The organism is Enterococcus sp. AZ194, assembly GCF_051713825.1.
Lineage (GTDB): Bacteria > Bacillota > Bacilli > Lactobacillales > Enterococcaceae > Enterococcus_K.
The window spans coordinates 2,487,058-2,513,282 of sequence record NZ_JBIOQR010000001.1; the positions used below are offsets into that span (position 1 = coordinate 2,487,058).

The following is a 26,225-nucleotide window of genomic DNA, read 5'->3' on the forward strand; positions in this document are numbered from 1 at the left end:
TAGATTATTCTTTTGTTTTTCTTAAGAATTGCTGGATATCTGTAAGCATTTCTTTCATAGTCAGCTCTTTAATTGGCAGTTTTTTTGGTAAAGCATTTTGCAAGCGTCGGCTGTATTTGGCGGTTAAAAACCGTCTATCCAAAATGATTAGCACTCCTTTATCGGTTTCTGTACGGATCAAACGTCCTAAAGCTTGGCGCACTTTGAGAGCAGCTCGAGGCACGGATTCTTGATAAAATGGATTCACGCCTTCTGCTTGTAGAAATTCATTTCGCGCACGAACGAGTGGACGTTTTGGATTATCAAACGGTAAGCGAGTCACCATGACTATTTGAAGAACATCTCCAGGTAAATCAATCCCTTCCCAAAAACTGTCAGCTCCAAACAAAAGGCTGTTGTCAGAAAGTAAGAAACGTTTTAAGACTTTTTCACGACTGCCGGTAATCCCTTGTGCTAACAGCTCGCGTCCCTGATTCAAGAACGATTCATGAAGCGCATAGTAGACTCGTTGTAAGACGTCATGAGAAGTAAACAAAACTAAAATGGAGCGATTCTCCTGTGCCGCTAATTCTTGAATGGTTGTCGCTAAATATTGTGTGTATTCATGTTGTGTAGCCTCCGCAATCGAAATGCCTTCTGCAGGTACATAAACACGTGCTTGATTGCCATAATCATAGGGGTTAGGAATGACTTTAAGCGGTGTTTCAGGCAATCCTAGACGTTGCGCAAAATAGGTTTTGTCGGCACCAATTTTTAATGTACCACCCATATACATGATTTTTTTATAGCGTTTGTACCAAGTCGTTTTAGGGAGCAGGGCCGCGTGGAAATCGTGAATGTGTAGGGTACCGTCTTCTTTATTTTTTGAAGGAACGACCCAATGAACCAATTGATTTTCCCAATTGGTTAGCCAAATAGTGACTGTTTGGGCTTGTTGTTTGATGGAATCAAACAACAAGAAAAATTGAGTTAATGTACTTCTTTCTTTGCTGGCTAGTCGTGTTTGAGCAGGCTCAAGAACCTCAGCTAATTGTTCTTGAAGACTTAGTAATTCTCGATACAATAGAGAAAGTCGCTCAATGGCACGTTCTCCTTCTATAGAAAGCGCATCAAGCTGTTCTTTGAAAACGACTTGCTCCTCTTCTGAAGCCTGTGTCTGTTTTGTAGGAAGTATAGCGTACAGCTCTTGAAAAAAATCAAGTTGCTCTTCTACTAATTCCTCTATCTCTTGTTGATACAAGTTGATTAATCGGTGAACCTTCTCCTCCTTTGAAAAAAGAGTTCGCAGCTGTGCAAAAAGTTGGTTAGGCTCCATACTCTGTTGACTACGTTTTTTAAACTGAATTGAATCAAACTTGTGGTCACTAATCTTTTCAGCAATCTCTGGTAAATGATGCGCTTCATCGATTAGTAGATACTCACTTTTAGGCAGTAAAGGTGTTTCTCGTGACGATTCTTGGACTAAAAAAGCATGATTCACAATCAAGAAGTTACTTTGATCAATTTTTTGATAGAGATGACGTAAAAAATCCTCTCTATAGAAAGATTTTTTCTCTGATAAAGAAGCAATCCCCCGATGCCTAACCTCCTGCCAAAACAGATGATTGAGACTGGTCATATGTAGCTCATCAAAATCCCCTGTTTTTGTTTGCGTGAGCCACACGAGGACCTTCATTTGGTAAAGGGCATATTGTTTTTGTTCGGCAGGTTGAGCTAAGGTTGCCTTAAACCGCTGCAAATCAAGATAATGACGCTGACTTTTAACAACGGTTGCTTGTATTGGCTGTTCCAACACATGATTGAGTAAAGGAATGTCTTTACTCAAAATCTGTTCTTGTAAAAGAAGCGAAACCGTACTGATGATTGCTGGGTTTTCAGGAGTCGCTAGATAGCTTAGCGGAAATAAGTAACCAATCGTTTTCCCCATCCCTGTTGCGGCTTCGACCATGAGATTTTTGCCGGTGTTTTCTTTTGAAAAATGGTCAAAAACTTGGTTCATCAATCGACTTTGTTCTTTGCGATAAGCTAATTTTTCTTGAAAAATCTTTTGTTTCCCAGTTTTTTTTCGAGGGAAGCTGTGCTCTCCATAATGGATTTCTGAAAAAAGTGGCACTTCTTTTTTTCTCAAGGCAAGACCGTCAACTACCTGTAAAGTTTCTGATAGAGGCATTGAATCCTTTCGCATAGAATCAGTTACCTGTTCAATGTATTCGCCGGTATTCATACCGGTCAACGCACTTAATTTACCAATTTGTTCCATTGTAATCAACGGAAGTCTTTTCATATGCGCTTCGATGGTTAAAAATAGTTCAGCGGTTACCTTGGCATCACTGTCCGCTTGATGGGGATTTTCGTGGGCTAGCCCAAAGCTATCTGCCAAGTCCCCTAAACGAAAGCTGGTTTCTGTAGGCAAAAATATTTGAGCCAATTCAACGGTGTCAATTCCTGGAATAGTTAATTCAGGGACACCACAGCGAACTAATTCATGATTCAAAAATGTATAATCAAAATAAATGTTGTGTGCGACAAATGTCGTTTCAGCTAATAAGTTATAGATAGTCAAAGCAATGTCTTCAAAATACGGTGCTTTTTGGACACGGCTATTGCTCAGACCCGTTAGGCTTTGGATTTGTTTTGAAACCACTCGATTTGGGTTTACGTCTGTCGCAAATTGAGAGACTATCCGTCCATTTTCGACGAGCACGCAGCCAAATTGGATAATCCGATCTTCTTTAGGATTCGTTCCAGTTGTTTCAATATCCACAATTGCGTAAGTTGTTGGTTTCACATTTTTCCCTCCCTTTACGCCTTTGTCTGCTGAAAATTATACTACATCTTGTAAAAAAAGTATGCACTTCCTTCTTCTTTCTTGGTCTAGATAACAAAAATGAGGTTGGGCTTACACTCAAAGAGTTTGCGTCCCAACCTCAGTAAACAAGAATAGTCAATAAAAATAGCCGCAGCTCCGAATGATTTCTAGGAGCTGTGGCTGTCTCGAACTTATTTTGAAGGGTCTTACAGATATACTTGAAGAAACTAAGGTGTAATACCCTCCACCAGAAGAAAAGTGCCCTCTTGTCTTCAATTACTAATTATACACGTGGTTATTTTTCAGCCAATTTATCCAAGTGCTTTAGATAACGGAACTTGGAAACTAGATAAAAAATGAATAAAAAGACAAAATAAACGACGATAATTTTTAGATAAATGTCCCAAATAAAACCAGCATCTCGACCAATCATAGTGGTTAACGCTAGAAAGGCCATGCCAAAATGAGCAATCGCAATCAAGACAGGTGGGAAATACATCAACAACATTTCTTTTCGGACAATTCTGTGACGGTCTTTTTCAGAAACACCTAAGATATTTAGTGAGCGATGGTAGCGTCCATCACGGTCTAAATCACCAAATAAGCGGAAATAAAGAATTGAAGCTGAGAAGCTAAAGAAGACAGAACCTAATAAAACCCCAATCATTAGGATGAGTCCATTGGCTTGACGAGCTGCCTGCCAAGTCGAGTAAAGAGAGTCTAGGTTGAAATATTCTTGTCTCTCTGCATCCAAAGCGTTTGCAGGTGACTGATTCTCATCGGTTGTCTCTTGCGTCTTTTCTTCGTCAGTGTAAGAGTCTTCTATATTACTGAATGCTTTTTCCTCTCTTTTAGTCATCTCAGTCATAATTTCTCGATCAATCTCTGGATAATCCATCCAGTTTTTAATATGGAAGAGCTGCACGTGATTGACAGCATATTCCCCATCTTGCTCCTTATTGAGTTTGTTAAATTGGTCATAAAGGGTATCGGAAACAACAGACAGCTGTAGAATGTTTAAGTTCAATGAAAAGGGTAATCGGACAACTTCCAGATTGCTTTTTTTATTAGACATATTCATTGAATAAATAATTGTTCGTTGTGCTAGGGATTGTTTTTTTACTTCAGTTAAATCAGAGTTGCTATTGGTAAACATAAATAATTGATTGTCTTTTATCGATAATTTTGGTAAATCAAATTCTTTGGCTAGCTTTTTATAAGTACTGAAAGAAATGACAGGAAAAGAGTTCTCTCCAAAATTTCCATCTGCTTTCAAAAGAGGAGAATACAGATAGCTGACGGTTTCTTCAAAGATGGGCTCCCCGGTCTTCTTCAATTCTTCACGAATAAAAGAGAAATTCTCTTTTTGCGTCTCCGTATTCGGTGTATCAATGCTTCCAGAATAGACGTAAGCGGCGGTTGTTCCTTGAGTGTTCCCAAAACCTGAGCTGCCAAGAACAGCGGTGACACCAATTCCTACAAAAGCCACGGAAGAAACAATCGCAATGAGTGAATACATCATCGCATTATCCTTCATTCGAAAAATCAATTCACTGATGGTTAGCATATTGGTTCCACGATAAAAAAGTGGACTCTTTTTGAGTAACTTTAATATCAGGATACTCCCTTGTCTAAAGAACAAGAAAGTTCCTATGATTGTGCAGATGACACAGGATAATAGTAAGAATATTAAGTAACTAGAGCCTTGTGTATCTGTAGCAAATAACCAAACAGATAGATAACCAATGCCAATAAAAAGGAAACTTAATAAACCTAAGAAACCATTACTTTTTGGTTCAGGCTGACCTTTATCATCCTCTTTAGCCATTGAAGAAAGCTCTTCGGTTTGTAAATGAAAAAGGCTAAATACAGAGATTAAGAAAAATAGAATAATAAAAATGCCGAAACTAAGTATCATAGCTTTCCAAGGCCAATAAAAATTCAGACCACTTTTTAAGCCAAGTAAATTTTGGCTAATCAGCAAAATAACTTTTGAAAATAGGACGCCAAGGAAGATCCCAATAGTTGATGCAACAGCACCTAATGCTAAGTTTTCAAAGAAGATTAGTTTTCTTAAGTCCTTAATGCTCATCCCCAGCGTCAGGTAAATTGAAAAATCCCGTTTACGCGAATGTAGGAATACCGAAAATGTATACCACAAAAAGATAAAGGAAAGGACGACAATTACCACCTGAGAAACAGGAAGTCCAATGCCAGCAAGAAAGCTAATTTGATCACTACTTGCTCGAATATTTGTACTTAACTGTGGATGGAAAAATAATAATGAGAAGATAAAAAAGACGAATACAGAGAACACGCTACTAAAAAAGTAAGCTCCGTAGCTTCGTGTATTTCTCGTCAAATTACGAATGATGAGGTTTTTGAAAGTCATGACTTGCCCCTCCTAAATGTGCGAGAACCGCTAAAATATTTTGATAGAAGTCTTCTCGGCTGTTGCCACAATAAATATCATTGAAAAATTTCCCATCTTTTATAAAGACAACACGATCGGAGTAGCTAGCAGAAAATGCGTCATGTGTCACCATGAGAGTGGTCACCTTCTTCTGTTTATTGGTCTGACTTAACAGCTCCATGACGGTACGCGCAGACTTGGAATCTAAATTCCCTGTCGGTTCATCGGCTAATATAAGTGAAGGATCATGGATTAATGCTCGAGCGATTGCCACACGTTGGGATTCTCCACCAGATAACTCAAAAATTCTTTTTTTAGCCAATTTTTGAATCCCTAACTCTTTTAGTAAATGCTCGCATTTTGTACGCATTTCACTAGGAGCAATACGGTCAAGCGTCAGAGGCATCATAATATTTTCCTCAACATTTAAAGGGGCTAATAAGTTGTAGCTTTGAAAAACGAACCCAAGATTTTGACGGCGAAAGGTCGAAACCTGTTCTTTAGAAAACTCATGGGGATTTTGTCCTTCAATAAAAACGGAGCCACCAGTTGGTTTATCCAGGGTGGCTATGACGTTTAATAAAGTCGTTTTGCCACTACCAGAAGGACCCATAATACTAACAAACTCGCCCTCTTGAACCTTCAAACTAATTTGTTTAAGAACTTCAACAGGAACGCTTCCCTGATAAACCTTCGATACATCTTTAACTTCTAAAAGTGCCATTAAAAAACTCCTCCTTTTTTCTCTTACCTACAGTTTACAAGACAACCAGAAAAACTCCTATGTGCAAACTTGTCAGTAATCTTACAATGTTGTCACTTAAAATAGTTTAATGGTAATTTTGTGCGTTAGCCCTGTCCGACAGTGATTGTGATAGACAAAAATGAGGCAGACTAGAGGGGGAATACTTTGCGGCTATCTAGTCTGCCTCGTTTTTATGTTAGTTTGAAAGAGTTTGCCAATTGTCGAACAGTATGGAAACAGAAGTTCCGACCCCAACTGTTGACGCAATGGTGATGGAAAGCCCCAGTTCTATAGCTGCCTTTTCACACAAATAGAGCCCCATTCCAGTAGCTTCTTGTTGTGTTCGACCATTTTCACCAGTAAAAAATGGTTGAAAAACTTTAGGTAAATCAGAAGCTGGAATACCGATTCCCTCATCTTTGACAACCAGTGCATAACCGTATGCTCTTATCTCTCCATAGATGGATACATGTCCCTCTTCTTTTGAATACTTGATAGCATTTGAGACTAGCTGATAAAGAATAAAATGAAGCCATTTTTCATCACTTTGAACTTGAATATTTGTAGGAACGGTTAGCTTAGGATAGACGTGATTCCGAATGAAATTTTGTTTCTGCTCTTGAATTACTTTTTTTGCTACCTCGTTTATGACTAACGGGCGAACGACAAAGTCCTCACGTAGGTTTTGACTACGGCTCATCGTTAGGGCAACCATCAGTCCATCTTTTAGGCGATCGGTTTCTTCACTTAAACTTGAGACATCAATTGATTCCTCTTGCATCAGCAGTTCCATAACGGCTAAGGGGGTTTTCATTTGATGAATCCATAAGTCCATAAACTCTCTTTGCTGTTGTTGTTCTAGCTTTAATGAAGTGGTCTCTTGGTAATATTTTAGATAGTGACGGCGGAATAAGTCATCTAATTTGCGACCAACGGGGGTGTCTAATTCGTTCAGTTCATCGTAAATCCCTTTAGAATTAGTTAACTTTTGATAGAAATTTTTCTGTTTATGATAATGATACGCATAAAAAAGAACGATTAAAAATAGACTTAATAAAAAAATATAAAGTAATAAGCGGAAATTTGGGTACCCATCTAGCCAGATAAGAAACAGGACGAGAAAAATAAGTCCTATTTGAAAACTGAAGCTAAGTCCATTTTCTCTAAGATATAGTTTCATGGTTTACTGTTACTCCTTACGTAATTGATACCCCTGTCCCCTAATGGTAAACAAGACATTCTCCATGCCTAAGATTGCTAGCTTTTTTCTTAACCGAGTAATATTTACGGATAAGGTATTGTCATCAACAAAATTCTCGTCATCCCAGAGTTTATTTAAAATCTGTTCTCTACGGACAATATTTGGTGTCGCGGTTAAAAATAAGTCTAGGAGCTCGCCTTCACGTTTTGTTAACAGCTCTGATTGTCCTAAATAGCTCATTTCTAATCGTTCAGGATAATAAGAAAGACCTTCCCAAGTGAGTGTCCGCTCTTCTTGTGTAGGGAGATATTCTCCCACCCTTCGTAAAAGACTTTTCACTTTTGCAATTAGAATTTCATACGAGAAAGGTTTGACTAAATAATCATCTGCGCCATATTCCAACGCCATGACTTGATCCATATTACTATCGCGCGAAGAAATAAATAAAATGGGCACTAAAGAAGTCGCCCGAATATTTCGACACCAATAAAACCCATCAAAATAGGGAAGGTTTACATCAAGCAAAACCAGTTGAGGTTGCTCTTTATGAAACGTCTCTAACACCGTTTGAAAGCTGTCAGGAACGACGACTTGATACCCATATTTTTCTAGTTGAGAAGTAACTAGTTGAACAATCTTTTCATCATCTTCGACTAAAAATATTTTCATAATCTGCTCCTTTAGACAAAATAATCTTATCCCCATCTTACCTGATTATCGACAAGAAATAAAAGCTTTTAAAAAGGTTCCGGAGATTTTTAAAAAACTCTGAGTGGTTTTATTGCTTTGTTGGTAAGAATGCCTCGCTCAGTCGTGACTCTTTTAGGCCCTATTAAAAAATTTCCTACTAAGAGATCTTTCGTTAAAAAAAGACGATTGCCAGATTTTGTGGCAATCGTCTTTTTAGTGCGAAGATAGGGAATGATACACTCCACTCTATTACTCACACATAAATAGTTATATTTGTTTTAAATTTAACTAGCGCATTCTTAATAAGCTCGGGCAATCCAAACTGTATGTTTTGCAGGTTTTCCACTAACCAAGTCAACTGTTTTTTGAACAGGTGCTTCAAATGGAATATTTCTAGTTGTGAAGCCTGTTTCGTCTTTGATTTGTTTCTCTGTTTCTTCACTACCATCCCAGCCGATTAACACAAAACCAGGTGTTTTATTTGCTTCTTTAGAGGCTTGGATGTGTGCTTTTAAGTCATCTAATGTTTCAATATCAAGGTGTTCATTCTCTTTGTTTCTAAGTAACGCATTTTCGAATAGGCGCGTTTGCATGGTTGTTAATTCATTTGTCAGGTAATCTTCTAACTCATCAAATGAAACGGCTTGTTTTTCTTCTACGTCACGGGCTTTGACCATCGCCTGATTGTTTTCCAAGTCACGTGGCCCACATTCAACACGTACAGCTGCTCCTTTTAGCTCCCATTCGTTGAACTTGAAACCAACAGAGTTATCTGTGTCATCGATTCGTACACGGTAGCCTTTATCAGTAAGAGAAGCTTTCAATTCAGTTAGCTTTTCTAAAATAGCTGGATTTTTCTTCCAAGGGCCAACGGGGATTAAAATGATTTGTGTAGGAGCCACTTTTGGCGGTAAAATCAATCCTTGTTCGTCTCCATGAGTCATAATTAATGAACCAATCAAACGAGTAGAGATTCCCCATGAAGTTGTATGTGCATGTACATGCTTGTTCTCGCGATTTAAATAGCGAATATCGAAAGCTTCAGCAAATTTTGTTCCCATATAATGTGATGTCCCAGCTTGAACCGCTTTTCCATCTTTCATCATCGCTTCTACTGAGTAGGTATCAACCGCACCGGCAAAACGCTCTGAAGGGGTTTTTTGACCACGGTAAACAGGAATTGCTAAGAAGTCTTCGATTAGACTAGCATACGCTTCTAACACTCGCTCAGTACGCACGCGTGCTTCTTCTTCGTTTTCATGAGCTGTATGTCCTTCTTGCCATAAAAATTCAGAGGTCCGTAAGAATGGTAAGGTCTTTTTCTCCCAACGGAAAACGTTGGCCCATTGGTTAATTTCATAAGGAAGATCGCGGTAAGAATTAATCCATTCACTAAAGGCCGAGCCGACCATTGTTTCAGAGGTTGGACGTAATGCTAAGGGTTCTTCTAATTTTTCATTGCCGACTTCTGTTACCCAAGGAAGTTCAGGTGCAAAGCCTTCAATATGGTCTTCTTCTTTTTGGAAGAAGCTTTGAGGAATCAGCATTGGGAAATACGCATTTCGAATTCCTTCTGCACGGAGAAACTTGTTAAACTCTCCTTGAATGTGTTCCCAAAGTTCATAACCATCTGGTTTAAAGATGATGCAGCCACGAACGGCCGAGTAAGCCATTAGGTCAGCTTTTTGAATGGTTTGTAGATACCATTTCGAAAAATCTTCTGTTTGTAAGTTTGTCATAATTTTCCCTCCTAAAAATAAAAAAATCGTCTCGTCCATGAAAGGACGAAACGATTGAATTTCGCGGTACCACCTTGCTTGGTTATCCATTTGATAACCCAACTTAAGCCCGATAACGATGGGTGTCGTGTTGTTTTCACAACAAGTCAATTTTAGTAGGTTCTTTACCAAAGTGGGTATCAATCTCTCAGCCGTGAATCGATTCTCTCGGACCATTTGATAAGTACTAGTCTAAAACTATTCTTCTTTATGATAAAAGGTTCGCTGGCAGAATGCAAGTTTATTTTGAATGATTTTTAAAATAAATAAAAAACAGAGGCCATTCATCGGGCTTTATTCAGAGGTTGAGCCTATCGTTTATGCAAAAAAAACTTCTGACAACGAATTGTCAGAAGTTAGAAGTCTACAAGTTAATTAAGCTTTGTTAACGTTAGTAGCTTGAGGGCCACGTTGACCTTCTTCGATATCAAAAGTTACTGCTTGGCCTTCTTCAAGAGTTTTGAAGCCGTCACCTTGGATAGCTGAAAAGTGAACGAATACATCGTTTCCGTTTTCTGCAGTGATGAAACCAAAACCTTTGTCTGAGTTAAACCATTTTACTGTACCTGTTTCCATAATAAAAATCCTCCTTGTGTTGAACACATATTTTGCAATTACTTGAATGGTGAATGTGGAAGATGTTTATTATGAAACAAACTACCATATATTACCGAACAAAAACTACACCACTATTATAGCATAGAATAAAAATCCGAGCTAGCCTTTTCTTAGAATAATTTATGTTTAAGGAATTATTAAATTTAAAGTAAGCGATAGCAACCGAACGTTCTATCTGTTATACTCAAAAAGTATTAAGAAATTAGATGTGAAAGTCCTTTTACTTCGTTTTATTGAAGTCTACTCTGAAGGCGCGGTCATGGAACCGCATAGATTTGAAAGAGGAATGGGTTCAAATTGTGTAGATGAGAAACGAACTACCTTCGATGACCTTGTAAAAGTGACTAATAGTTAAATTGAAACACCAATTTATGAATAATGTAGGTCGTTATTACAAGACTAATAAAATATTTAATGCTTAATTAAAGAGCCTAACCGATTTTTTTCGGTTAGGCTCTTGTCCATTTAGTGGATTACTTTTAATAACGAAGAAATCCAACTAAGCTTTTTTCATCAGGAGCATCCTTTTGATCTAAAACAAAGACTTGTCCACTTGTTTGGAGGACATCACCTGCTAGTTTATTTAAGACTTGGCGACGGTCGTATTCTGTTTCTGGGTTTTCTCCAAATCCGTCTGCTAAGTTTGAGGTTGCGATAAAAATATGAGAGAGTTTCCCCTCTTTTGCGGCTGGCACCAAGTCAACCAATGAATCGAGGAATTTTTTGTTCATTAAATGTTGATAGCTTTGGGTCTCTTTTTTGGCTAGCTCATCCGTAATTTTTTCGACAGCTGAATGAAGGTCTTTTGTCGAGAGCTGCGAAGGTGAAGCTGAAATCGCAATGTTTGATTGATAATAAGGGTTTTTCGCAACTTTTTTAAAAAGTGTTTGGTTTTCAGGAAGTGCATATAAATAAATGGGTAGATTCGCTTCATTTGTAAAGGAATCCTTTAGGTACGTATCAACGGCTTGATAATAATTAAGCCAGTCAATCTCAACCTCTTCGTCTTTCGTATTAATCCCATGATAGCTTTGCCCATCTTTTCCTGAGGCACCCCCGTTGTCGGTCAGTTCATCCCCTAGAGCGGTGACCAAATCGATAGGCGCATCGTCGGGTAGTGTCACCTCTGTCACCTGTTTATTGTCGACTTGATAAAGTTTGATGCTATCGCGAGTTAAGCCCAATAAGTAATAGGAATAATTAAATTGGGCATTTTTGATGATGGCCAAAAGATAGGGTGTATCACTCACATAATACTGATCGTCTACACGAATCGATAAACGATGAATCGATGTTTCTTTTTCTGTTAGAATAATTGCGACACTTGTTGCATTTGTTCGCCAAAATTCTTTACTTGCTAATAGAGCATCAATTTTTTCTTGAAAAGCTAGCCAGTCGTGTCCAACGTATTTTTTCTCAAAGCGTCTTTTTGCTTCTTTTGCAAAATTCTTCAACTTGATCTGATCCTTTTCGACTTCTTGGTGCGCCACGTGCGTGTTTAACATAATAGTGACAAAAGGGCCAGTTGCATCTGTAGCAGTCAATTGAGACAATATTTTTTTACCGATTTCCGTCATAAAATGAACGCCTCCTAAATTGAAAATCTCTTTACAATCCCCAGTGTACCACACTAAAAAAAATCCATACACTAATACGAGTTGTAAAAAATAAAACAAACAAAAAGATAAAATGAGTTTTTTCTCATAAAAAATTTAGGATTTCGCTAGCAGTTATTCATGATTCATCTAGGAGGATTTTGTATAATGTTACTATGCCAATTATCCCGAATTGGTTTTTCATACTTACTCCTACCAAAGAGTAAATAACAACCTTCATTTCCACCATGGCGACGGTCGTGGTGGTTTTTTTTTGTCCTCATTTTTAAGTAAAAGAAAAAATTTATTAATCGGCTAGTCTTCTTACTTTCTAGCCATGGGTTGTTGGCCTCACCCCCTTTAATATATTATTGCGAACAAATTGTTCACAATCACATTATAGGAGCCACCCCTTACTCAGGAAAACTGATCGGTTGAAATAATCTATTTTTGAAGCAAACTGACTGATGTTTTTGTAATTTTTTATTCGTTAGAATTATTCGTTGTGATTAATTGACTAAAGCTATAATTTTGAATTTCAACCCCATCGTTTATTAATGTCTTATTTGAAAAATTGATGAACCCATTTTTGACGTAGAAATCGTAGTTATTAGCGTTTTGAGTTATTAGAGTTAGTAGCCCACCGCCATTTTTTTTGATATAAGGCAGTATACATTGTTGAATAAATTCTTCCCCAATTCCCTCACCTTGTCGATTCACTCTAACAGCTAAAGTGTCTATGTACCAAGCATTTTGGGATAACTGTTTGCAATCAATTTGAGCCGTGTCATAAATTGATAAGAATTTTATAAAGCGTGTTAGCCCTAAGTTGGCTATTAATTTCCAACCACCAGATATAGCATAATCTAAAAAATTTATTTCCGATACATTTTTCTTTTTAACTAATACTGCGGCTACAATTTCTTTTTCAATGATAGTCACAAAGCATAGATGTCTACGAAAATAGGATCTGGTGTTTACACAAAATAGATTACGTATAAACATTTTTTGATTTTTTCCTTTAGGGTTAAAAATATACATGAGTGGGTCATTTTTAAATGCGTCTGAAAATAAGTCAATAATTTGTGGTATTTCTTCTTTTTTTGCGGCACGAAATTCTGTTTTAGGAGTTAATTTTCTTGGATTCTCACTCATAATAAATACCCCACACACAAAAATAAGTAAAACAGAGGGATGTTTCTAATTAGATATAGATAGGCGAATCCACAAATAATCGAAAAGACCATGCATGAAAAACCATTCCACAGATCCCCGCCTGTTGAAATAAAATGAAAAGCTCCCCAAGTTAGGGCCAAAAATAGGCCGCCAAAAGGAGTTGTAGATGTCTTTCCTTGCCACAATTCAAATGCTTTTTGAGCAAATATTACAATGAGCAATACGAGGAATATTTCAATAAAATAGTAGAGATACTGGGTCGTGAAAAGATAAAGGTTATTTTTTTTTTGAAACTCACCAATCACTTTCAACGTTTGCCAATCAATAAAAGTAATGATTTTGCAAATAATTAAGAGAAATCCAACTATAATCCAGTTTTTCTGTTCTAATTTCTGATAACTCAAATAGCTAATTTTTTCAGTCAATTGATTACCATATGCGATAACACAACTACTAGAAATCAGCCATAAAATAGCTGCCATTATCCAATGCCCCCCTTTCTGGCTATTAGAATAATTAATGTAAGTGACCTTGAAAAGAAGGGGCTCTAAAATTCCTAAAGAAAAGAGTTCTAACATAAAAAGAAGAAAAATAACAAAGGATAATACTAGATATTTTTTTGACAGGTTTTTCATTAACATGGTCCTTCCTAAGTGATTAGATAATGTGCTATTCATAATGATACGGCATTGATATAGATTGGATAATTTCATTGGTTTTCGATTTCCAATCAATATCTGATGTTTGGTTGGGCATAATGGCAATACTGGCCAATCCGTGAACGAGTGACCACATAGCTATAAATTTATTTTGAATATCCTCACGGGATAACTTGCTTTTGGATAGCACATCTAATGATATTTTTTTGAAGAACTCTAATGGTTTGATGGAGCTTTCGTTTGAGAGTTTTAAAGAAAAATTTAGTTCACTATTTTCTCTTGAAAATAAGAAATAGTAATAGTGTGGATTGTCGATAAAAAAAAAGACATAGCCCTCTCCAATTTTAAGTAAGAGATCTGACTGAGTATGATGCTCCATCACAATTGATTTTAATACGTCAACAAATTGTTTTTCTATGTAGCTTTGTATATCATTTAGAAATATTTCCTTATTTTTAAAATGTGCATATGGAGCAGCGTTACTCACGCCACATTTTTTTGCCACTTTTCGAAGTGATAGAGATTCTACACCAACCTCATTTATCATCACAATTCCAGACTCAATGAGTGTTTGTTTTAGATTGCCATGATGGTAGGTTTCACTATTCATAAAAAGACCTCCTTGATATTTTTATAAAAGTATACCACCGAATCTTTACACTGTAAAGATTCGGTGGTAGCTAAAAAAGAATTAGAAGGATCAGAACATTGGATGTTCCTTTCATTTTATTTGGCGTTAATCACAACTTATTCACGATCACATTTTAGGAGCTGTTGGCATTCAATAACAGAAACTAGTAATGAATAAAGTATTTGACTTAAATAAAAAAGTTAATTATGCGCCATTTATCAAATAAAATAACGCCAAATAACTTAAAAAGTGACAGGATTTTCATCCTTTATCTTCTCTTTCTCATAAACAGTCGTTTTTAAGAAAAGTTCATTTTCATTTAAATTTTCAGAAGGTATTTTAGATTATCGTCCAATATCTTACTTAACATCACTAGAGAGTTACTAGGCATATAGCTCACTAGGCCTTGGCGGGGACAACCTGATTGATTTAAAACCATTTGCTTCGCTTAAAAATAGTAAAAAGATTTATTTAGGGTATGCAAATATTGTGGATATAACTCCTCTTGAAAACTTAAATAATCTTCATAGTTTTTATTCGTATGGAAATACCGTTGATTTGCCTACAGTTTATGTTAGTAAGGAGCTTAAAACATTTATTTTGGAGCAACCAGTTAAGTATTCTTCACAATTTAAAAAAATTGATGTTGAGGTTCGCCCAAGTCATGACACAAGCAAAGTATTAGAAGTACAAAGATCGAATAATGCTATAATAGTAGAAAATCTTGATACCAATGTAAGTGGTGTAGAGATTTGGATGCAGGGTTCTTCTGAATACTTTGGTTGGGATACGGGTTTCCAATCCACTATGAGATTTAATGTGCCTATCATATGGTATTAGTTTGTAAAATATATTTAATTTAGATATACAATATACTTCTTTTTATTTTTAAGTAGGATTTTATTTTCTTAAATCTGCTATAATAAACTGTCGCCTATCCTACAGTCTTGCGACTGGAAGGAGGTGTGTTACATGTTTGAGATGTTCATTTGCCCCCTCTTTTTCCGACATAAGTCCCCTTCTTTTTTCATTCTAAAGTCTGATGGTCTCATCAACAAAAATTGTTAAAGTGTAAGATAGGAACTTATTGGAGGAGAATGAATGATGTTTTTATTAAAAGGGTTAGTAGTACTTATTTTGATTTTTATAATTTACTCATTTCAAAGGAATTTTCGAGAGTTATATTCTGTATTGGAAACAAAAAATAAACTTTTGAGAATCGCGCAAGCAACCGCTGGATCGGTTATTGGCATTATCGTTGAGGGTATTTAGAATAGGGAGAGACCAGATTTATGTTTGGTGCTAGCTAATTGACCGTTTGTTAAGAATCCCTAATTTTTATGCTACAATTGAGAAAACAGAAAACGGAGATATGTTATGGAAACTATGGGAGACGTATTATTGGTCATTGATTTACAAAATGGGGTTTGTTTTAATGAGGAACAGACAATTGATCACCTAGCAGCATTGACTGAGCTTGTGAATAAACGAATGGAACAATATGCGAACGAGAAACGCCCGATTATTTTTGTTCAGCATTGTGATGAAGAGTTGATGACGGGGCCCCCGCTTGGGCGATTATTCCGCAAATTAATACGACCCTCACGCCCGCATATTTTATCGAAAAAACACATGCCAATGCCTTTTATCAGACAGAACTAGCGAATTTACTCAAACGTTTATCTGTTTCATCTGTGGAAATTTGCGGAGCACAATCGCAATTTTGTGTTGATGCGACGGTCAAATTTGCTCATGGGCTAGGCTATCAAATTTTTATGAAACGTGGAGCAACGACAACCTATGCGACGGAATTTATGACGGCCAGTCAAACGATTTCGTTTTATGAATCAATCTGGGATAGACGATTTGTATCTTTTCTAGATGATTAAGGAAGAAAATTATTGCTAGCTTGAAACGAAATGAAAGAATTATAGAAAACTGTTTGGCTTTCAACGCACTCCTTGATAAAATTCCCATTAAAATGAAATGAGGAATTGTTATGAAAAATAAATTTCGACTCGTTGTTGATGATCAGATTAACTTTGTTTTTCCGACCCTTTCATTAGCAGATGAAATTTTTCAAGTAGTCGATTCGAGCCGTGATCATCTTCGTCCCTACCTGGATTTTGTGGATACGACTCTTTCTGTTACGGATGAGGAAAATTATTTCAAAATGAAGTTAACGAATGAACTGAGTGGCACCGATCGATTATTCTTAATTGAATATGAAGGCCAAATAGTTGGGAATATCGATTTACATTTTATTAGTCAACTACATAAACGCGCAGAAATCGGTTATATGTTAGGAAAACAGTTTACAGGAAAAGGTATTATGACAAGGTCTGTCCATAAGGTATGTGAGATTGCTTTTGAAGAGATGGGATTAAACAAACTATCAATTGTCGCAGATACTGAAAATCTACCAAGTAATCAAGTGGCCAAATCAAGTGGTTTTACTTTGGTTGGAACCGATCGTCAAGATGTAACTATCTATGGCGAGCTTCGGGATATGAACCGCTATGCACTTTTGAAAGAAGACTGGCATAAATAAGAAGGCACTTTGTCAAATGGTGTTGTTTTAAAAATAAGTCACAGAATTGAGAACACTTTTGGTGTTCTCTTTTTGTTTTTTAAATGAGTTCACAGAGACCTTGTTGGACTAGAATCCGCAGGCGTAGATGGCGAAATGTTCGGAATCCAAAGGCAATACGTTTGATTACTTTGATTAGGTTGTTTTTTCCTTCTAGTTTCCCGTTAGAATAGCTGTACATCAAGGCATTACAAATGGCTTTTCGATGCTTTCGCAGGTAGAGAATGGCTTTCTTGAATCCTTTATTCAATTGCGCAGGAAGTTGGTCGATACAAGTAAAGAAGCCCTCATAATCCTTAGTTTCAAAGGTTTCTAAGAGTTCTTGATAAATTTCATAGCTTTCTCTGAGGTCAGAATCCACGGTTAGGAGATGGTCCAAAACCTCTGATTCTGTTACATATCTCTTTTGAAAGAGGGGAAACTGCTTGAGCGCACTGTAGTTGATATTTTTATGTTTCTTTAAAAGAGTCCGCCAATATTTTTTTAACTTGCGATAGTCCTTTTGGGCAAGGGCATCACTTTTTTTTAGTTGATTCATTGTTTGAATTCGTTGTTTATTAAAAGCTCTACTCAGTTGTTGAATCACATGAAATCGATCAATCGAAATTTTGGCGTAAGGAAATACATCTTTTACAAAGCTACTATAAGAAGCATTCATGTCCATGACAATATGGGTGACTTTCTTTCGTGCCTTTAGCGTAAAACGCTGAAAATACGCACGTAGCTTGAAGTTTCTTCGGTCGCTTAAAATGTCAAAAATTTGTCCTGTATCTGCGTCACTGACAATAAAACACATGGCTCCTTCACAATCTTTCGTTCCTTTAAACTCGTCAATCAATAAATGAGCTGGCAAGTAATGAGGGTTAAAACGGGGTTCTCTATGAAAAGAGTCTAGAACTCGTTCAACCGTTTTAAAAGAGACAAAATAGCGTTCGCCAATATCTTTCATTGAAATTTTCCGCTTCAAATCAATGGCAATAGCGAATTTCAATGGGTTCGAAATGTAACAATTTTCCTGAACATAGGTCGTCTGGGCAGAAAAAGTGGCGGTACATTGTTTACAACGGAAGCGCTGCTTAAATAACCGTAAGTAGGTAGGAACCTCTTGATACGGAATGAGCTGAATAAGACTCTCATAATACGCATGACGAATAATACAGTGTCCTTCATTGACAGAGCCGCAAGCAGGGCAACAAGAAGGTGTATAAGTAAGTACACCGGTAAAGACGTTGGATAGCTTGCCGGAGATCGTTTCTTTAGATAAGGGGTCCTCTACAAAGTAAAGGTTTGGATCTTTTATATTTAATAATTTTTTTATCAATTCACTTGTCTTTTCCTGTTTTTTTCTGTTAATCTTAGTTATAGGCATTTGGTTTCTCCTTCTATATTTTGTTTAGGCGACTTAATTATAGAGGAACCAAATGCTTTTTGTTATAAAAAAATTTGGAGTTCCTACTCATTTTTTGAGTAACAACACCAAATATTATAGAGCCAATAAGAAAAAACTGGACGAATGTGCCAGTTTTTTTTGTGGTCTCTGCGCTAGTTTTCTGAAGTGATTCTGATAGCTTTCTGAAAGAAAAGTAGAATCAGTCAATCGCTTCCAAAGTTCGCAAAATCTTCACAAATACTTACCGAATTCTACACCTTTCCTTAGGTAAAAGTTTATTTCTTTCCTGTATACTATGTTTATTAGGTGGATGAACAAGGATGTTCCGTTCGTAGGATATGAAATCGGATGATTTTTTCTTCTTCACAAGGTGTAGGTTCGAATCCTACCTTCCACGTTACAAATGATGAGAGGCGGAATAAATGATGATTAATACATTAACAGTCGTAACGTTAGTTCTATTAACAGGAATTTCTTTATATGGGTTAAGTAATTATATGCAAAAAGAAAGTCAACAAGTGAGAGTACCAGAAAAAGCCAAAAGAGATCGTCTTCCATGACGATTTTTTTTTGACATTTTTTTATCTATCCATTTTTCATGGCTTTCTTAAGGTTTTCTATCAATCATTGAAACTAAGTGGAGTCTCTGATACACTTTAGACTTAGAAATTTATTATATGAGGAGAATGACACATGTCCCGAAAAAAAAGTCCGTTTCTTTTAGTACTAATCAGTCTTTTATTATGTTGTACGCCATTATTTACCGATGTTTCTGTTTTTGCAAAAGAAACGGCCCCAGAAAAAAGTGGGACTTTTTCAATTAAGGCTGCTGCTGCTTTCTCTATAGATGTTAATAGCGGTAAGGTTTTGTACAATCAAGAGGGGGATTCACCGATGGGAATTGCCTCTGTGACAAAGATTATCAGTATGTACATTGTGTTAAGTGAAGTGAACAAGGGAAATCTTTCTTGGGAAGATACCGTACCTATCTCAGCATATGCTGCAGACTTGAGTATCACTCCTGATTTATCTAATGTCCCTTTACATGAAGAAAGTACGTATACAGTGAAAGATTTATTTGATGCGAGTATGATTCAATCAGCGAATGCCGCAGTCGTTGCTTTGGCGGAAAAAATCGCAGGTAGCGAGCCAAATTTTGTTGATTTAATGAAAAAGCAGCTAGTAGATTGGGGAATCCAAGACGCTAAAGTGGTGAATAGCTCAGGCCTAAATAACTCTTACCTTGGCGAAAATATTTATGAAGGTAGTTCATCAGCAGATGAAAATGAGCTTTCTGCTAGAGATGTCGCGATTGTCGCACGTCACCTGATTCTTGATTATCCTGAAATTTTGGATGTGACAAAAATAGCTTCGAAAATGTTCGGAGAAAATACCTCTGATCCTGTTGAAATGGTGAATTGGAATTGGATGTTGCCTGGGTTTATTAACGCAAAAGAAGGCGTTGATGGGTTAAAAACAGGAACTACGGAGTTGGCAGGGGCTTGTTTTGTGGGAACCATGAGTAAAGATGGACAACGAATTATTACCGTCGTCCTTAATGCGACGGATCATTCAAAGAATCCAAGTGCTCGGTTTGATGAAACGAGTAAGTTAATGGATTATAGTTTTGACAACTGGTCGCAAAAAGAAATTAGTCAGAAAGGTACTGTAATTCCAAATTTAGAGACGGTTAAAGTACAAGACGGAAAAAAAGAAACGGTTACTGTTAGCCTAGCTGAGCCAATAAAAATGTGGGTTAGAAACGATATGGATACTAATAAATTAACAATCATCCCTACCGTTGATGACAAAATAGTTGTGGATGGAACCGTTGAAGCGCCAATTACTGAAGGTGATGTGATTGGTAAAGCTGAACTTTCTCTGATTCAAGATACATTGGGGTATCTTGACAACTCAGTTAAACATGAAACGGATATCAAAATAGATAGCACCATTGATAAAGCCAACTTTATTGAATTAGCTTGGCGTTCTATTTCAGACTTCTTCTCTAATCTGTTCTAATAATCGCCAATCTAACCAAATAATTTGAACATCAAACATCAGTGAGTTGCTCGTTTGGGGCGCTCACTGATTTTTTTTATGGAATAGTGGCGCCCACTCCCTCCTCTTTTTAAACGAAGGATATTATTGGCATGCCTATCAACAAGCTGGTTTATGGGCTAGACCACTAGGCTTTTTTTACGTGAGTTTGGTATACTATAGACAACAAAGGAGTTGAGTTTATGGATAGTTCAAGATATATAGGGGCAGCGCTTATATACTTGATAGGTATTTTAGGAATTTGGCAATGGCGAAAGCGACAGACGGATCACGCGTATTTCTTTTATTTTATAGGCTGGTCTTCGCTAAATTTAGCTGGGTATGTCATTTATTTAAGTATTGGTTATGGCAATTATTTTCTAGCTGTTCCCTTAATCTTTCTAGGTATTTTTTTATTTAGTTATTTCCAAGCGAAAAGTCGGCTGATCAACGGCCTACTCTTCAATCTCTTTCTCATTAGCTTCGGTGGTTACTTGGTCGTTTTGATGCTCCAAGCAAGCGACTTTATTTTAGGCGGACTATTAGTACTGATTGGTATTCCAGTCTTTCTTTTATTGATGTTTGGACTTTATGCATTGATTCTGTTTTTATATTGGAATGGTTGGGTGGTTTTACGAAAAGAGTCCCACTCGTTAGCGAATCTTTTGACGTTATTCTTAGCGGTCTTTTTAACACTAACTCTGGTTTTTTACATGGTGATTATTCGTTACTTACCTGAACCAGTCGCGATGCTGTCCTTTATTGTGCCCACTGTTTTGATGTATCTTTTAGTGGTCCTATATAATTTTCTAACTGTTACGGTGTTATATCAATTTAACCGGCCTCGTTACCAGCAAGACTATATTATTGTTTTGGGTGCAGGTTTGATTGATGGCGAACGTGTAACGCCTCTGCTAGCCAAACGCATCGATAAAGCAATTGCTTTTTATAAGGCACAAAGGCGTGCGACCATGAAGAGATCCAAATTAATTATGTCGGGTGGTCAAGGAAGTGATGAGAAAATTCCTGAAGCAATCGCTATGAAAAATTATGCGTTGGCCCAAGGGATTCCTGAAGAGGATATTTTGGTTGAAACGAATTCTACAACGACGTTAGAAAATATGCGCTTTTCAAAAGAAATCATGGATAGAGGCTCGATTCAACCCTATCGTGCAATTTTTGCATCGAATAATTACCATATTTTTCGAGCAGGTATCTACGCCAGACAGGCCAATCTAAAAATCGATGGCTTAGGGTCTAAAACAGCCTTTTATTATCTACCAAATGCTTTTTTACGTGAATTTGTGGCCATTCTTATGATGAATAAAAAACGACATCTAGTGATTATTGGGCTGATTGCAGCTATGTTTGTCTTTTTCGCTGGTATTTTACTTGTCGCAGGGTAATCAGTTTAAAAATTAAAAAAATCGCAGGAGTTCTGGCAATCAAGCCTAATCTCCTGCGATTTTTCTGATGAATGAAGCGTTTATTTAATCTGAGGGCTCTTTTTGTTTGATGATTCTTAGAGGTAAAAAGAGCTCGCCTTTTTTCTTAATCACTTGTTGAGAAGAATAGATGCCACTGTTACCAGAACACATAAAACTAACAAGAGAGATCATAAAGAGATAGACACTCGCTTCACTCCCAAATAACTCAATACCCATCACAAAACAGGCAATTGGTGTATTTGTGGCTCCTGAAAAGACGCCGATAAAGCCAAGACCTGCTAAAAATGGCATGGATAGATGGAAGAGTTGAGCAAGAGTTGAGCCTAATGTCGCACCAATTTCAAACAGCGGGGTAACCTCCCCACCTTGAAACCCAGCTCCTAAAGAGAGAACCGTAAAAGCCAGTTTACCAATGAAATCAAAAAGATGCGCATCACCGTTAAAGGCATCCGTTAAAAGCGGTAGACTCAAGCCTAGGTAACGTTGATTGTTTAACACAATCGCAATCAAAACAACAATCGCACCACCCATAAAATTTCTGAGGACAGGATTTTTGAACCAATTAGCATAAGTTTTTTTGATAAAAACAATCGAACGGCTGAAGATCCAACCGATAATGCCAAATAAGATGCCCGCTAAAAGCAATTGGAAAAAAAGTAAAATAGACCATTCTGGGATTGGTCCCATTTGATAATGGGTGTGTCCTACGCCGTACCATCCTGTGACCAGATTTGCAAAGAATGCCGCAAAAAAGCTGGGAAATAATGCTTCTGTTCGAACTTTTCCAATGGCTAACACCTCTAAACCAAACAGGGTTCCTGCAAGAGGCGTGCCAAACACGGAACTAAAGCCAGCGCTTATCCCACTAACAATCAAAATTTCTCGTTCAACAGCGCTTAATTTAAAGAGACGTCCGAGATTATCAGCGACTGCTCCACCCATTTGAACAGCGGTTCCTTCGCGGCCCACAGAACCACCAAAAAGATGTGTGGTAATCGTCCCAAACAGAGTCAACGGAATCAGACGCAAAGGAATTTTCTCCGTGCCACCATTTCCTTGATCAATGACTAGGTTGTTTCCGCGATTGGCATTTTTGCCATAATACGTATAAAGAAAGGCAAAAAAGGCTCCACTAACAGGTAATAAATAGAGCAGCCAAGGATGAGCCAATCGTGTATTGGTGACCCAGGTCAAGCTAGTCAAAAAAAAGGCGGAAAGACTTCCCATAAAAAGACCAAGAAGAGCGGTTAAAATTAGCCATTTCCCCATATATATAGGGATTCGTGTATGTGTTGCGTATTGCGTTTTCAAAATAAGTTTTCCTCCTACAAACAAAAGACGCCTACTAAAAGGGCAGACTCCGCCCCTTTAGTAGGCGTCATTAATTTATCCATGATAAATAGTTAAGGGCGAACACCATCACCTATAGATTCGTCAAAAAAAGAATAACACAGAGCGAGTCGAATTTCAAATAGAATTCCGCTCGTTCTGTGATTTAGTTGAAGCTTATACAGATTGTTTTTTGCCAAAGTACTGACGCCATTTTGATTTAACTGTTTTGGTCATGGGTTCAGCAGCTTCTTTGATGGCACAATATTTGTCCACCATTGTAACGATATAACTTTCTTTATACTTGGGTGGTGCAATGGTTGCCCCCCACATATGTTTGATGATAATGTCACGTTCTAAATCTGAAAGCTCAGTAATCTTTTCGGCATTTTTTACAGCAATCCTTGGATGCATGTAAGCATGCGAGCCTTCATCAAACTTGGTTGTTCGCCAATCATAATAAAAGAGATCGTGTAACAAGCCTGCCCGCGCAGTTGCCCGTGCGTCACCGCCCCATTTTTTTGCTAATCTATAACTATTGTATGAGACGCTAATTGAATGATCTAAGCGTGTAGAATGCACATGTTGTGTGTAATTTGCTAGTTTTTGTACGGCTTCAGTTGCAAGTAAGTCTTCTACATATGTCATATATTCTGGATCATTTTGCCATTTTTCTGTCATATACGTTGATTGCCACCTTTTTTTATCTAACCGATTAAGTTGTTCATAGTATAACATCGTGATTCTAAATATCCTAGGATTTTTGAACGGTGTAATCAAAGCTTAACAGTTCCTTAATAAGAATGATACTCATTTAGAGTGCTAAATGGTACATTAAAATACCCGCCGCAATTCCGACGTTGAGAGATTCGGCTTGTCCTTTAATAGGAATGTACAGGTTTTTATCGGTCTGCTCCAGTAAATTCTTGTCAACGCCTTGCCCTTCATTTCCCATAATCAGCGCAAAGTTTTGACTAGGTTTGATCTCTTTGTAGGAAACCGCAAATTCGTTAAGTTCTGTACCATAAACGGGGATTTCCTGCGTGTTTAGTTGACTGATGACCTCAGAAAGAGTCAATGAGACAATCGGCAAATGGAAGTTACTCCCTTGCATACTTCTTAGCGCTTTGGTGCTGTAAATATCTGCTGTCCCTTCCCCTAGAATAATACCTGTCAGTCCAGCAGCATCTGCTGTGCGAACCATAGTTCCAACATTGCCGGGGTCTTGTACGTTATCTAACAATAACCAGGAACCCGCCCAGTTATCAATGGCCAAGTTTTCCATAGCAACGACTGCTAGTATCCCTTGTGGTGTGGGTAAATCTGAGAGGCTTTTCATGACTTCTTCGCTGACTAAAGTAATCGCGGACGTCTGGCTCTCTAACCATGCCCCCCACTGTTCTCGTCCTTTAGGGGTTAAATAGATGTGTTGGAGTTCTTTATTATTTTTGAGCGCCTCTTCAATCAAATGAAAGCCTTCTAATAAGTACGCTTGATTTTCTTCGCGGTATTTTTTTTTATGCAATTTTTTTACTTCTTTAATCCGGGTATTTTTTACTGATAAAATTTCGTCCAAAATTTTCACCTCGTCTCATTATAGCATGTTTATTCTCTATTTTAATTTGAATCCCCGTTTTTTTGAAACAGTTTCTAATGGAAAAGTTGTGGGAATAATTTACTTGAAAGAGGATGAAAATCTCGATATGATAAAAGAAAACAAACGAGGATGTGACGACATGGAGAAAGTTCGGATGAATGTGAATGGTCGTGTTCAAGGAGTTGGGTTTCGTTATATGACGAAGATGGTTGCTGACAAAATTGGCATTAAAGGAACAGTCAAGAATGAAACAGATGGTTCTGTTACAATTGAAGCGATTGGTGAAGCGGATAAGATGTCGTTATTTATCGATAAAATTAAAGCCTCACCTAGCCCTAGTGGTCGAGTGACTCAATTTAGCATGGAAAAGGATCCTTCCATAAAAGAGCGTAAGAAATTTGACGTTGTTTACTATTAGAAAAGTCAGTTCTTGTTTGGCTAAAATGATGAGAATTAACGAAACATTGTATGATTTTTCTGTGAATCTAATTGAAAGCAAGGCGTTTTTCTAGTATAGTTGTTTTTGTGTAAATTAAATGTAGAGGAAGAATCAAATGAATAAATGGAAGAATTGGCTGTTAGGCTCTGGTCTACTTACAATCACCCTATTTTTATCTGGGTGTGTACGAATGGACAAAAATGGAAATCCGGATACAAATGGACTAATCTATCGCGCATTAGTTAAACCAATGGGCAGTATGATTACATACTTAGTAGATAATTTCCACTGGGAATATGGCTGGGCGATTATTGTAATGACCATTATCGTGCGTCTAATTATTTTACCATTGGGGATTAGTCAATCGAAAAAATCGATGCTCCAAGCAGAAAAAATGCAAATGTTAAAACCACAAGTTGATGCAGCACAAGCGAAATTAAAAGCAGCAACAACACGTGAAGAACAAATGGAAGCTCAAACTGAATTACAAAAGGTTTACAAAGAAAATGGCATGAGTATGACCGGTGGGATTGGTTGTTTACCGTTACTGATTCAAATGCCAATATTCTCAGCACTTTACTTTACGGCACGTTATACTGAAGGAATTCAATCATCAACTTTCTTAAATGTTATTGATTTGGGTAAACCGAGTCTGGTCTTAGTCGCTATTGCAGGGATTTCTTACTTGATTCAAGGATACATTTCAACAATTGGTATTCCAGAAGAACAAAAGAAAACCATGCGTACGATGTTGATTGTTTCTCCATTAATGATTGTATTCATGTCAATCAGCTCCCCTGCTGGAGTGACGCTTTACTGGGTAGTCGGAGGGATTTTCAGCTGTTTACAAACCTTCATTACGAACGTCTTAATGAAACCAAAAATTAAAGCACAGGTAGCAGAAGAATTCCGTTTGAATCCGCCAAAACAAGTTGTGACACCGATGAAAGATGTTACACCAAAACAAACAACAAAAAAAGCTGCGAATGCCCCTAAGAATGCCAATCATTCTGGAAAAGGCCGCAATGCAGGCAAACAACAAAGAAATAGAAAATAAATACATGAATCACTGAGAGG

At 37.3% G+C, this 26,225-nt stretch carries 25 protein-coding genes and 1 riboswitch; of the genes, 10 read left to right on the top strand and 15 right to left on the bottom strand.

Features of this window, described 5'->3' with window-relative positions:
- Positions 1-4: 4 nt before the first annotated feature.
- The 11 genes from IGI37_RS11665 to IGI37_RS11715 all read right to left on the bottom strand — a co-directional run bounded on the left by IGI37_RS11665 (position 5) and on the right by IGI37_RS11715 (position 14,294).
- Positions 5-2,788: a helicase C-terminal domain-containing protein gene (locus IGI37_RS11665; protein WP_438762114.1), complete on the bottom strand. Its 2,784-nt coding sequence runs from the start codon at positions 2,786-2,788 to the stop codon at positions 5-7.
- 316 nt (positions 2,789-3,104) lie between these two features.
- Complete coding sequence (locus tag IGI37_RS11670) at positions 3,105-5,201, bottom strand: ABC transporter permease (protein WP_438762115.1); 2,097 nt, start codon at positions 5,199-5,201, stop codon at positions 3,105-3,107.
- On the bottom strand, positions 5,173-5,946 hold the full coding sequence (locus IGI37_RS11675; RefSeq protein WP_438762117.1) for an ABC transporter ATP-binding protein: 774 nt from the start codon (positions 5,944-5,946) through the stop codon (positions 5,173-5,175). The genes IGI37_RS11670 and IGI37_RS11675 overlap by 29 nt, the downstream gene beginning before the upstream one ends.
- A 217-nt stretch (positions 5,947-6,163) precedes the next feature.
- Entirely contained in the window at positions 6,164-7,147 is a 984-nt protein-coding gene (locus IGI37_RS11680; RefSeq protein WP_438762119.1) for a sensor histidine kinase, read from the bottom strand.
- A 9-nt stretch (positions 7,148-7,156) separates the two neighbouring features.
- Positions 7,157-7,837 (bottom strand): response regulator transcription factor, encoded by a 681-nt coding sequence (locus IGI37_RS11685; RefSeq protein WP_438762121.1) that lies wholly within the window; start codon positions 7,835-7,837, stop codon positions 7,157-7,159.
- A gap of 320 nt (positions 7,838-8,157) precedes the next feature.
- Positions 8,158-9,597 (bottom strand): proline--tRNA ligase, encoded by a 1,440-nt coding sequence (proS, locus tag IGI37_RS11690; protein ID WP_438762123.1) that lies wholly within the window; start codon positions 9,595-9,597, stop codon positions 8,158-8,160.
- A 414-nt stretch (positions 9,598-10,011) separates the two neighbouring features.
- A complete protein-coding gene (locus tag IGI37_RS11695) occupies positions 10,012-10,212 on the bottom strand; it encodes a cold-shock protein (RefSeq protein WP_438762124.1) in 201 nt (66 codons plus the stop codon).
- Positions 10,213-10,733: 521 nt separating this feature from the next.
- On the bottom strand, positions 10,734-11,831 hold the full coding sequence (locus IGI37_RS11700) for a baeRF6 domain-containing protein (protein ID WP_438762126.1): 1,098 nt from the start codon (positions 11,829-11,831) through the stop codon (positions 10,734-10,736).
- Positions 11,832-12,332: 501 nt separating this feature from the next.
- The gene (locus IGI37_RS11705; RefSeq protein ID WP_438762128.1) at positions 12,333-13,004 is read right to left on the bottom strand and encodes a GNAT family N-acetyltransferase; all 672 of its coding nucleotides are present in this window, start codon (positions 13,002-13,004) and stop codon (positions 12,333-12,335) included.
- Positions 13,001-13,666 carry a hypothetical protein gene (locus tag IGI37_RS11710; RefSeq protein WP_438762130.1) on the bottom strand — a complete coding sequence of 222 codons (666 nt, stop codon included), beginning with the start codon at positions 13,664-13,666 and terminating at the stop codon, positions 13,001-13,003. Before IGI37_RS11710 ends, IGI37_RS11705 begins: the two co-directional genes overlap by 4 nt.
- A gap of 28 nt (positions 13,667-13,694) precedes the next feature.
- Positions 13,695-14,294: a TetR/AcrR family transcriptional regulator gene (locus IGI37_RS11715; RefSeq protein ID WP_438762131.1), complete on the bottom strand. Its 600-nt coding sequence runs from the start codon at positions 14,292-14,294 to the stop codon at positions 13,695-13,697.
- Positions 14,295-14,804: 510 nt separating this feature from the next.
- Here IGI37_RS11715 and IGI37_RS11720 point away from each other — a divergent pair.
- From IGI37_RS11720 to IGI37_RS11740, 5 genes are all read left to right on the top strand, one after another.
- A complete protein-coding gene (locus IGI37_RS11720; RefSeq protein WP_438762132.1) occupies positions 14,805-15,155 on the top strand; it encodes a hypothetical protein in 351 nt (116 codons plus the stop codon).
- Between the two features lie 261 nt (positions 15,156-15,416).
- Entirely contained in the window at positions 15,417-15,587 is a 171-nt protein-coding gene (locus tag IGI37_RS11725; RefSeq protein WP_438762134.1) for a hypothetical protein, read from the top strand.
- A gap of 105 nt (positions 15,588-15,692) precedes the next feature.
- Complete coding sequence (locus IGI37_RS11730) at positions 15,693-15,977, top strand: hypothetical protein (protein WP_438762136.1); 285 nt, start codon at positions 15,693-15,695, stop codon at positions 15,975-15,977.
- On the top strand, positions 15,905-16,204 hold the full coding sequence (locus IGI37_RS11735) for an isochorismatase family protein (protein WP_438763639.1): 300 nt from the start codon (positions 15,905-15,907) through the stop codon (positions 16,202-16,204). Before IGI37_RS11730 ends, IGI37_RS11735 begins: the two co-directional genes overlap by 73 nt.
- Positions 16,205-16,314: 110 nt before the next feature.
- Complete coding sequence (locus tag IGI37_RS11740) at positions 16,315-16,866, top strand: GNAT family N-acetyltransferase (protein ID WP_438762138.1); 552 nt, start codon at positions 16,315-16,317, stop codon at positions 16,864-16,866.
- Between the two features lie 79 nt (positions 16,867-16,945).
- On the opposite strand, the gene IGI37_RS11745 is transcribed toward IGI37_RS11740, so the two are convergent.
- The gene (locus IGI37_RS11745; protein ID WP_438759476.1) at positions 16,946-18,274 is read right to left on the bottom strand and encodes an ISL3 family transposase; all 1,329 of its coding nucleotides are present in this window, start codon (positions 18,272-18,274) and stop codon (positions 16,946-16,948) included.
- 443 nt (positions 18,275-18,717) lie between these two features.
- On the opposite strand from IGI37_RS11745, the gene IGI37_RS11750 reads away from it, so the two are divergent.
- The 3 genes from IGI37_RS11750 (at position 18,718) to IGI37_RS11760 (ending at position 21,741) form a co-directional block, all read left to right on the top strand.
- Positions 18,718-18,855 carry a hypothetical protein gene (locus IGI37_RS11750; protein ID WP_438762140.1) on the top strand — a complete coding sequence of 46 codons (138 nt, stop codon included), beginning with the start codon at positions 18,718-18,720 and terminating at the stop codon, positions 18,853-18,855.
- Positions 18,856-18,988: 133 nt separating this feature from the next.
- A complete protein-coding gene (locus IGI37_RS11755) occupies positions 18,989-20,317 on the top strand; it encodes a serine hydrolase (protein ID WP_438762142.1) in 1,329 nt (442 codons plus the stop codon).
- A gap of 221 nt (positions 20,318-20,538) precedes the next feature.
- Complete coding sequence (locus IGI37_RS11760) at positions 20,539-21,741, top strand: YdcF family protein (protein ID WP_438762144.1); 1,203 nt, start codon at positions 20,539-20,541, stop codon at positions 21,739-21,741.
- An 84-nt stretch (positions 21,742-21,825) separates the two neighbouring features.
- Here IGI37_RS11760 and IGI37_RS11765 read toward each other — a convergent pair whose 3' ends face one another.
- The 3 genes from IGI37_RS11765 to IGI37_RS11775 all read right to left on the bottom strand — a co-directional run bounded on the left by IGI37_RS11765 (position 21,826) and on the right by IGI37_RS11775 (position 24,688).
- Positions 21,826-23,094: a voltage-gated chloride channel family protein gene (locus IGI37_RS11765; RefSeq protein WP_438762146.1), complete on the bottom strand. Its 1,269-nt coding sequence runs from the start codon at positions 23,092-23,094 to the stop codon at positions 21,826-21,828.
- Between the two features lie 54 nt (positions 23,095-23,148).
- A riboswitch (Fluoride riboswitch) is annotated at positions 23,149-23,216 on the bottom strand.
- 73 nt (positions 23,217-23,289) lie between these two features.
- Complete coding sequence (locus IGI37_RS11770) at positions 23,290-23,793, bottom strand: HD domain-containing protein (RefSeq protein WP_438763640.1); 504 nt, start codon at positions 23,791-23,793, stop codon at positions 23,290-23,292.
- Between the two features lie 133 nt (positions 23,794-23,926).
- On the bottom strand, positions 23,927-24,688 hold the full coding sequence (locus tag IGI37_RS11775) for a TrmH family RNA methyltransferase (protein ID WP_438762147.1): 762 nt from the start codon (positions 24,686-24,688) through the stop codon (positions 23,927-23,929).
- Positions 24,689-24,848: 160 nt separating this feature from the next.
- On the opposite strand from IGI37_RS11775, the gene IGI37_RS11780 reads away from it, so the two are divergent.
- Both IGI37_RS11780 and yidC read left to right on the top strand, forming a co-directional pair.
- Complete coding sequence (locus IGI37_RS11780) at positions 24,849-25,127, top strand: acylphosphatase (protein ID WP_438763641.1); 279 nt, start codon at positions 24,849-24,851, stop codon at positions 25,125-25,127.
- A 136-nt stretch (positions 25,128-25,263) separates the two neighbouring features.
- Positions 25,264-26,205 carry a membrane protein insertase YidC gene (gene yidC / locus IGI37_RS11785; RefSeq protein ID WP_438762149.1) on the top strand — a complete coding sequence of 314 codons (942 nt, stop codon included), beginning with the start codon at positions 25,264-25,266 and terminating at the stop codon, positions 26,203-26,205.
- Positions 26,206-26,225 lie beyond the last annotated feature (20 nt).

Bases quoted from the DNA above. Each gene is read 5' to 3' on its own strand.
- IGI37_RS11670 (WP_438762115.1), bottom strand. From the start codon at position 5,201: ATGACTTTCAAAAACCTCATCATTCGTAATTTGACGAGAAATACACGA.
- IGI37_RS11675 (WP_438762117.1), bottom strand. From the start codon at position 5,946: ATGGCACTTTTAGAAGTTAAAGATGTATCGAAGGTTTATCAGGGAAGC.
- IGI37_RS11680 (WP_438762119.1), bottom strand. From the start codon at position 7,147: ATGAAACTATATCTTAGAGAAAATGGACTTAGCTTCAGTTTTCAAATA.
- IGI37_RS11685 (WP_438762121.1), bottom strand. From the start codon at position 7,837: ATGAAAATATTTTTAGTCGAAGATGATGAAAAGATTGTTCAACTAGTT.
- proS (WP_438762123.1), bottom strand. From the start codon at position 9,597: ATGACAAACTTACAAACAGAAGATTTTTCGAAATGGTATCTACAAACC.
- IGI37_RS11695 (WP_438762124.1), bottom strand. From the start codon at position 10,212: ATGGAAACAGGTACAGTAAAATGGTTTAACTCAGACAAAGGTTTTGGT.
- IGI37_RS11700 (WP_438762126.1), bottom strand. From the start codon at position 11,831: ATGACGGAAATCGGTAAAAAAATATTGTCTCAATTGACTGCTACAGAT.
- IGI37_RS11705 (WP_438762128.1), bottom strand. From the start codon at position 13,004: ATGAGTGAGAATCCAAGAAAATTAACTCCTAAAACAGAATTTCGTGCC.
- IGI37_RS11710 (WP_438762130.1), bottom strand. From the start codon at position 13,666: ATGTTAATGAAAAACCTGTCAAAAAAATATCTAGTATTATCCTTTGTT.
- IGI37_RS11715 (WP_438762131.1), bottom strand. From the start codon at position 14,294: ATGAATAGTGAAACCTACCATCATGGCAATCTAAAACAAACACTCATT.
- IGI37_RS11725 (WP_438762134.1), top strand. From the start codon at position 15,417: ATGATGTTTTTATTAAAAGGGTTAGTAGTACTTATTTTGATTTTTATA.
- IGI37_RS11730 (WP_438762136.1), top strand. From the start codon at position 15,693: ATGGAAACTATGGGAGACGTATTATTGGTCATTGATTTACAAAATGGG.
- IGI37_RS11740 (WP_438762138.1), top strand. From the start codon at position 16,315: ATGAAAAATAAATTTCGACTCGTTGTTGATGATCAGATTAACTTTGTT.
- IGI37_RS11745 (WP_438759476.1), bottom strand. From the start codon at position 18,274: ATGCCTATAACTAAGATTAACAGAAAAAAACAGGAAAAGACAAGTGAA.
- IGI37_RS11750 (WP_438762140.1), top strand. From the start codon at position 18,718: ATGATGATTAATACATTAACAGTCGTAACGTTAGTTCTATTAACAGGA.
- IGI37_RS11755 (WP_438762142.1), top strand. From the start codon at position 18,989: ATGTCCCGAAAAAAAAGTCCGTTTCTTTTAGTACTAATCAGTCTTTTA.
- IGI37_RS11760 (WP_438762144.1), top strand. From the start codon at position 20,539: ATGGATAGTTCAAGATATATAGGGGCAGCGCTTATATACTTGATAGGT.
- IGI37_RS11770 (WP_438763640.1), bottom strand. From the start codon at position 23,793: ATGACAGAAAAATGGCAAAATGATCCAGAATATATGACATATGTAGAA.
- IGI37_RS11780 (WP_438763641.1), top strand. From the start codon at position 24,849: ATGGAGAAAGTTCGGATGAATGTGAATGGTCGTGTTCAAGGAGTTGGG.
- yidC (WP_438762149.1), top strand. From the start codon at position 25,264: ATGAATAAATGGAAGAATTGGCTGTTAGGCTCTGGTCTACTTACAATC.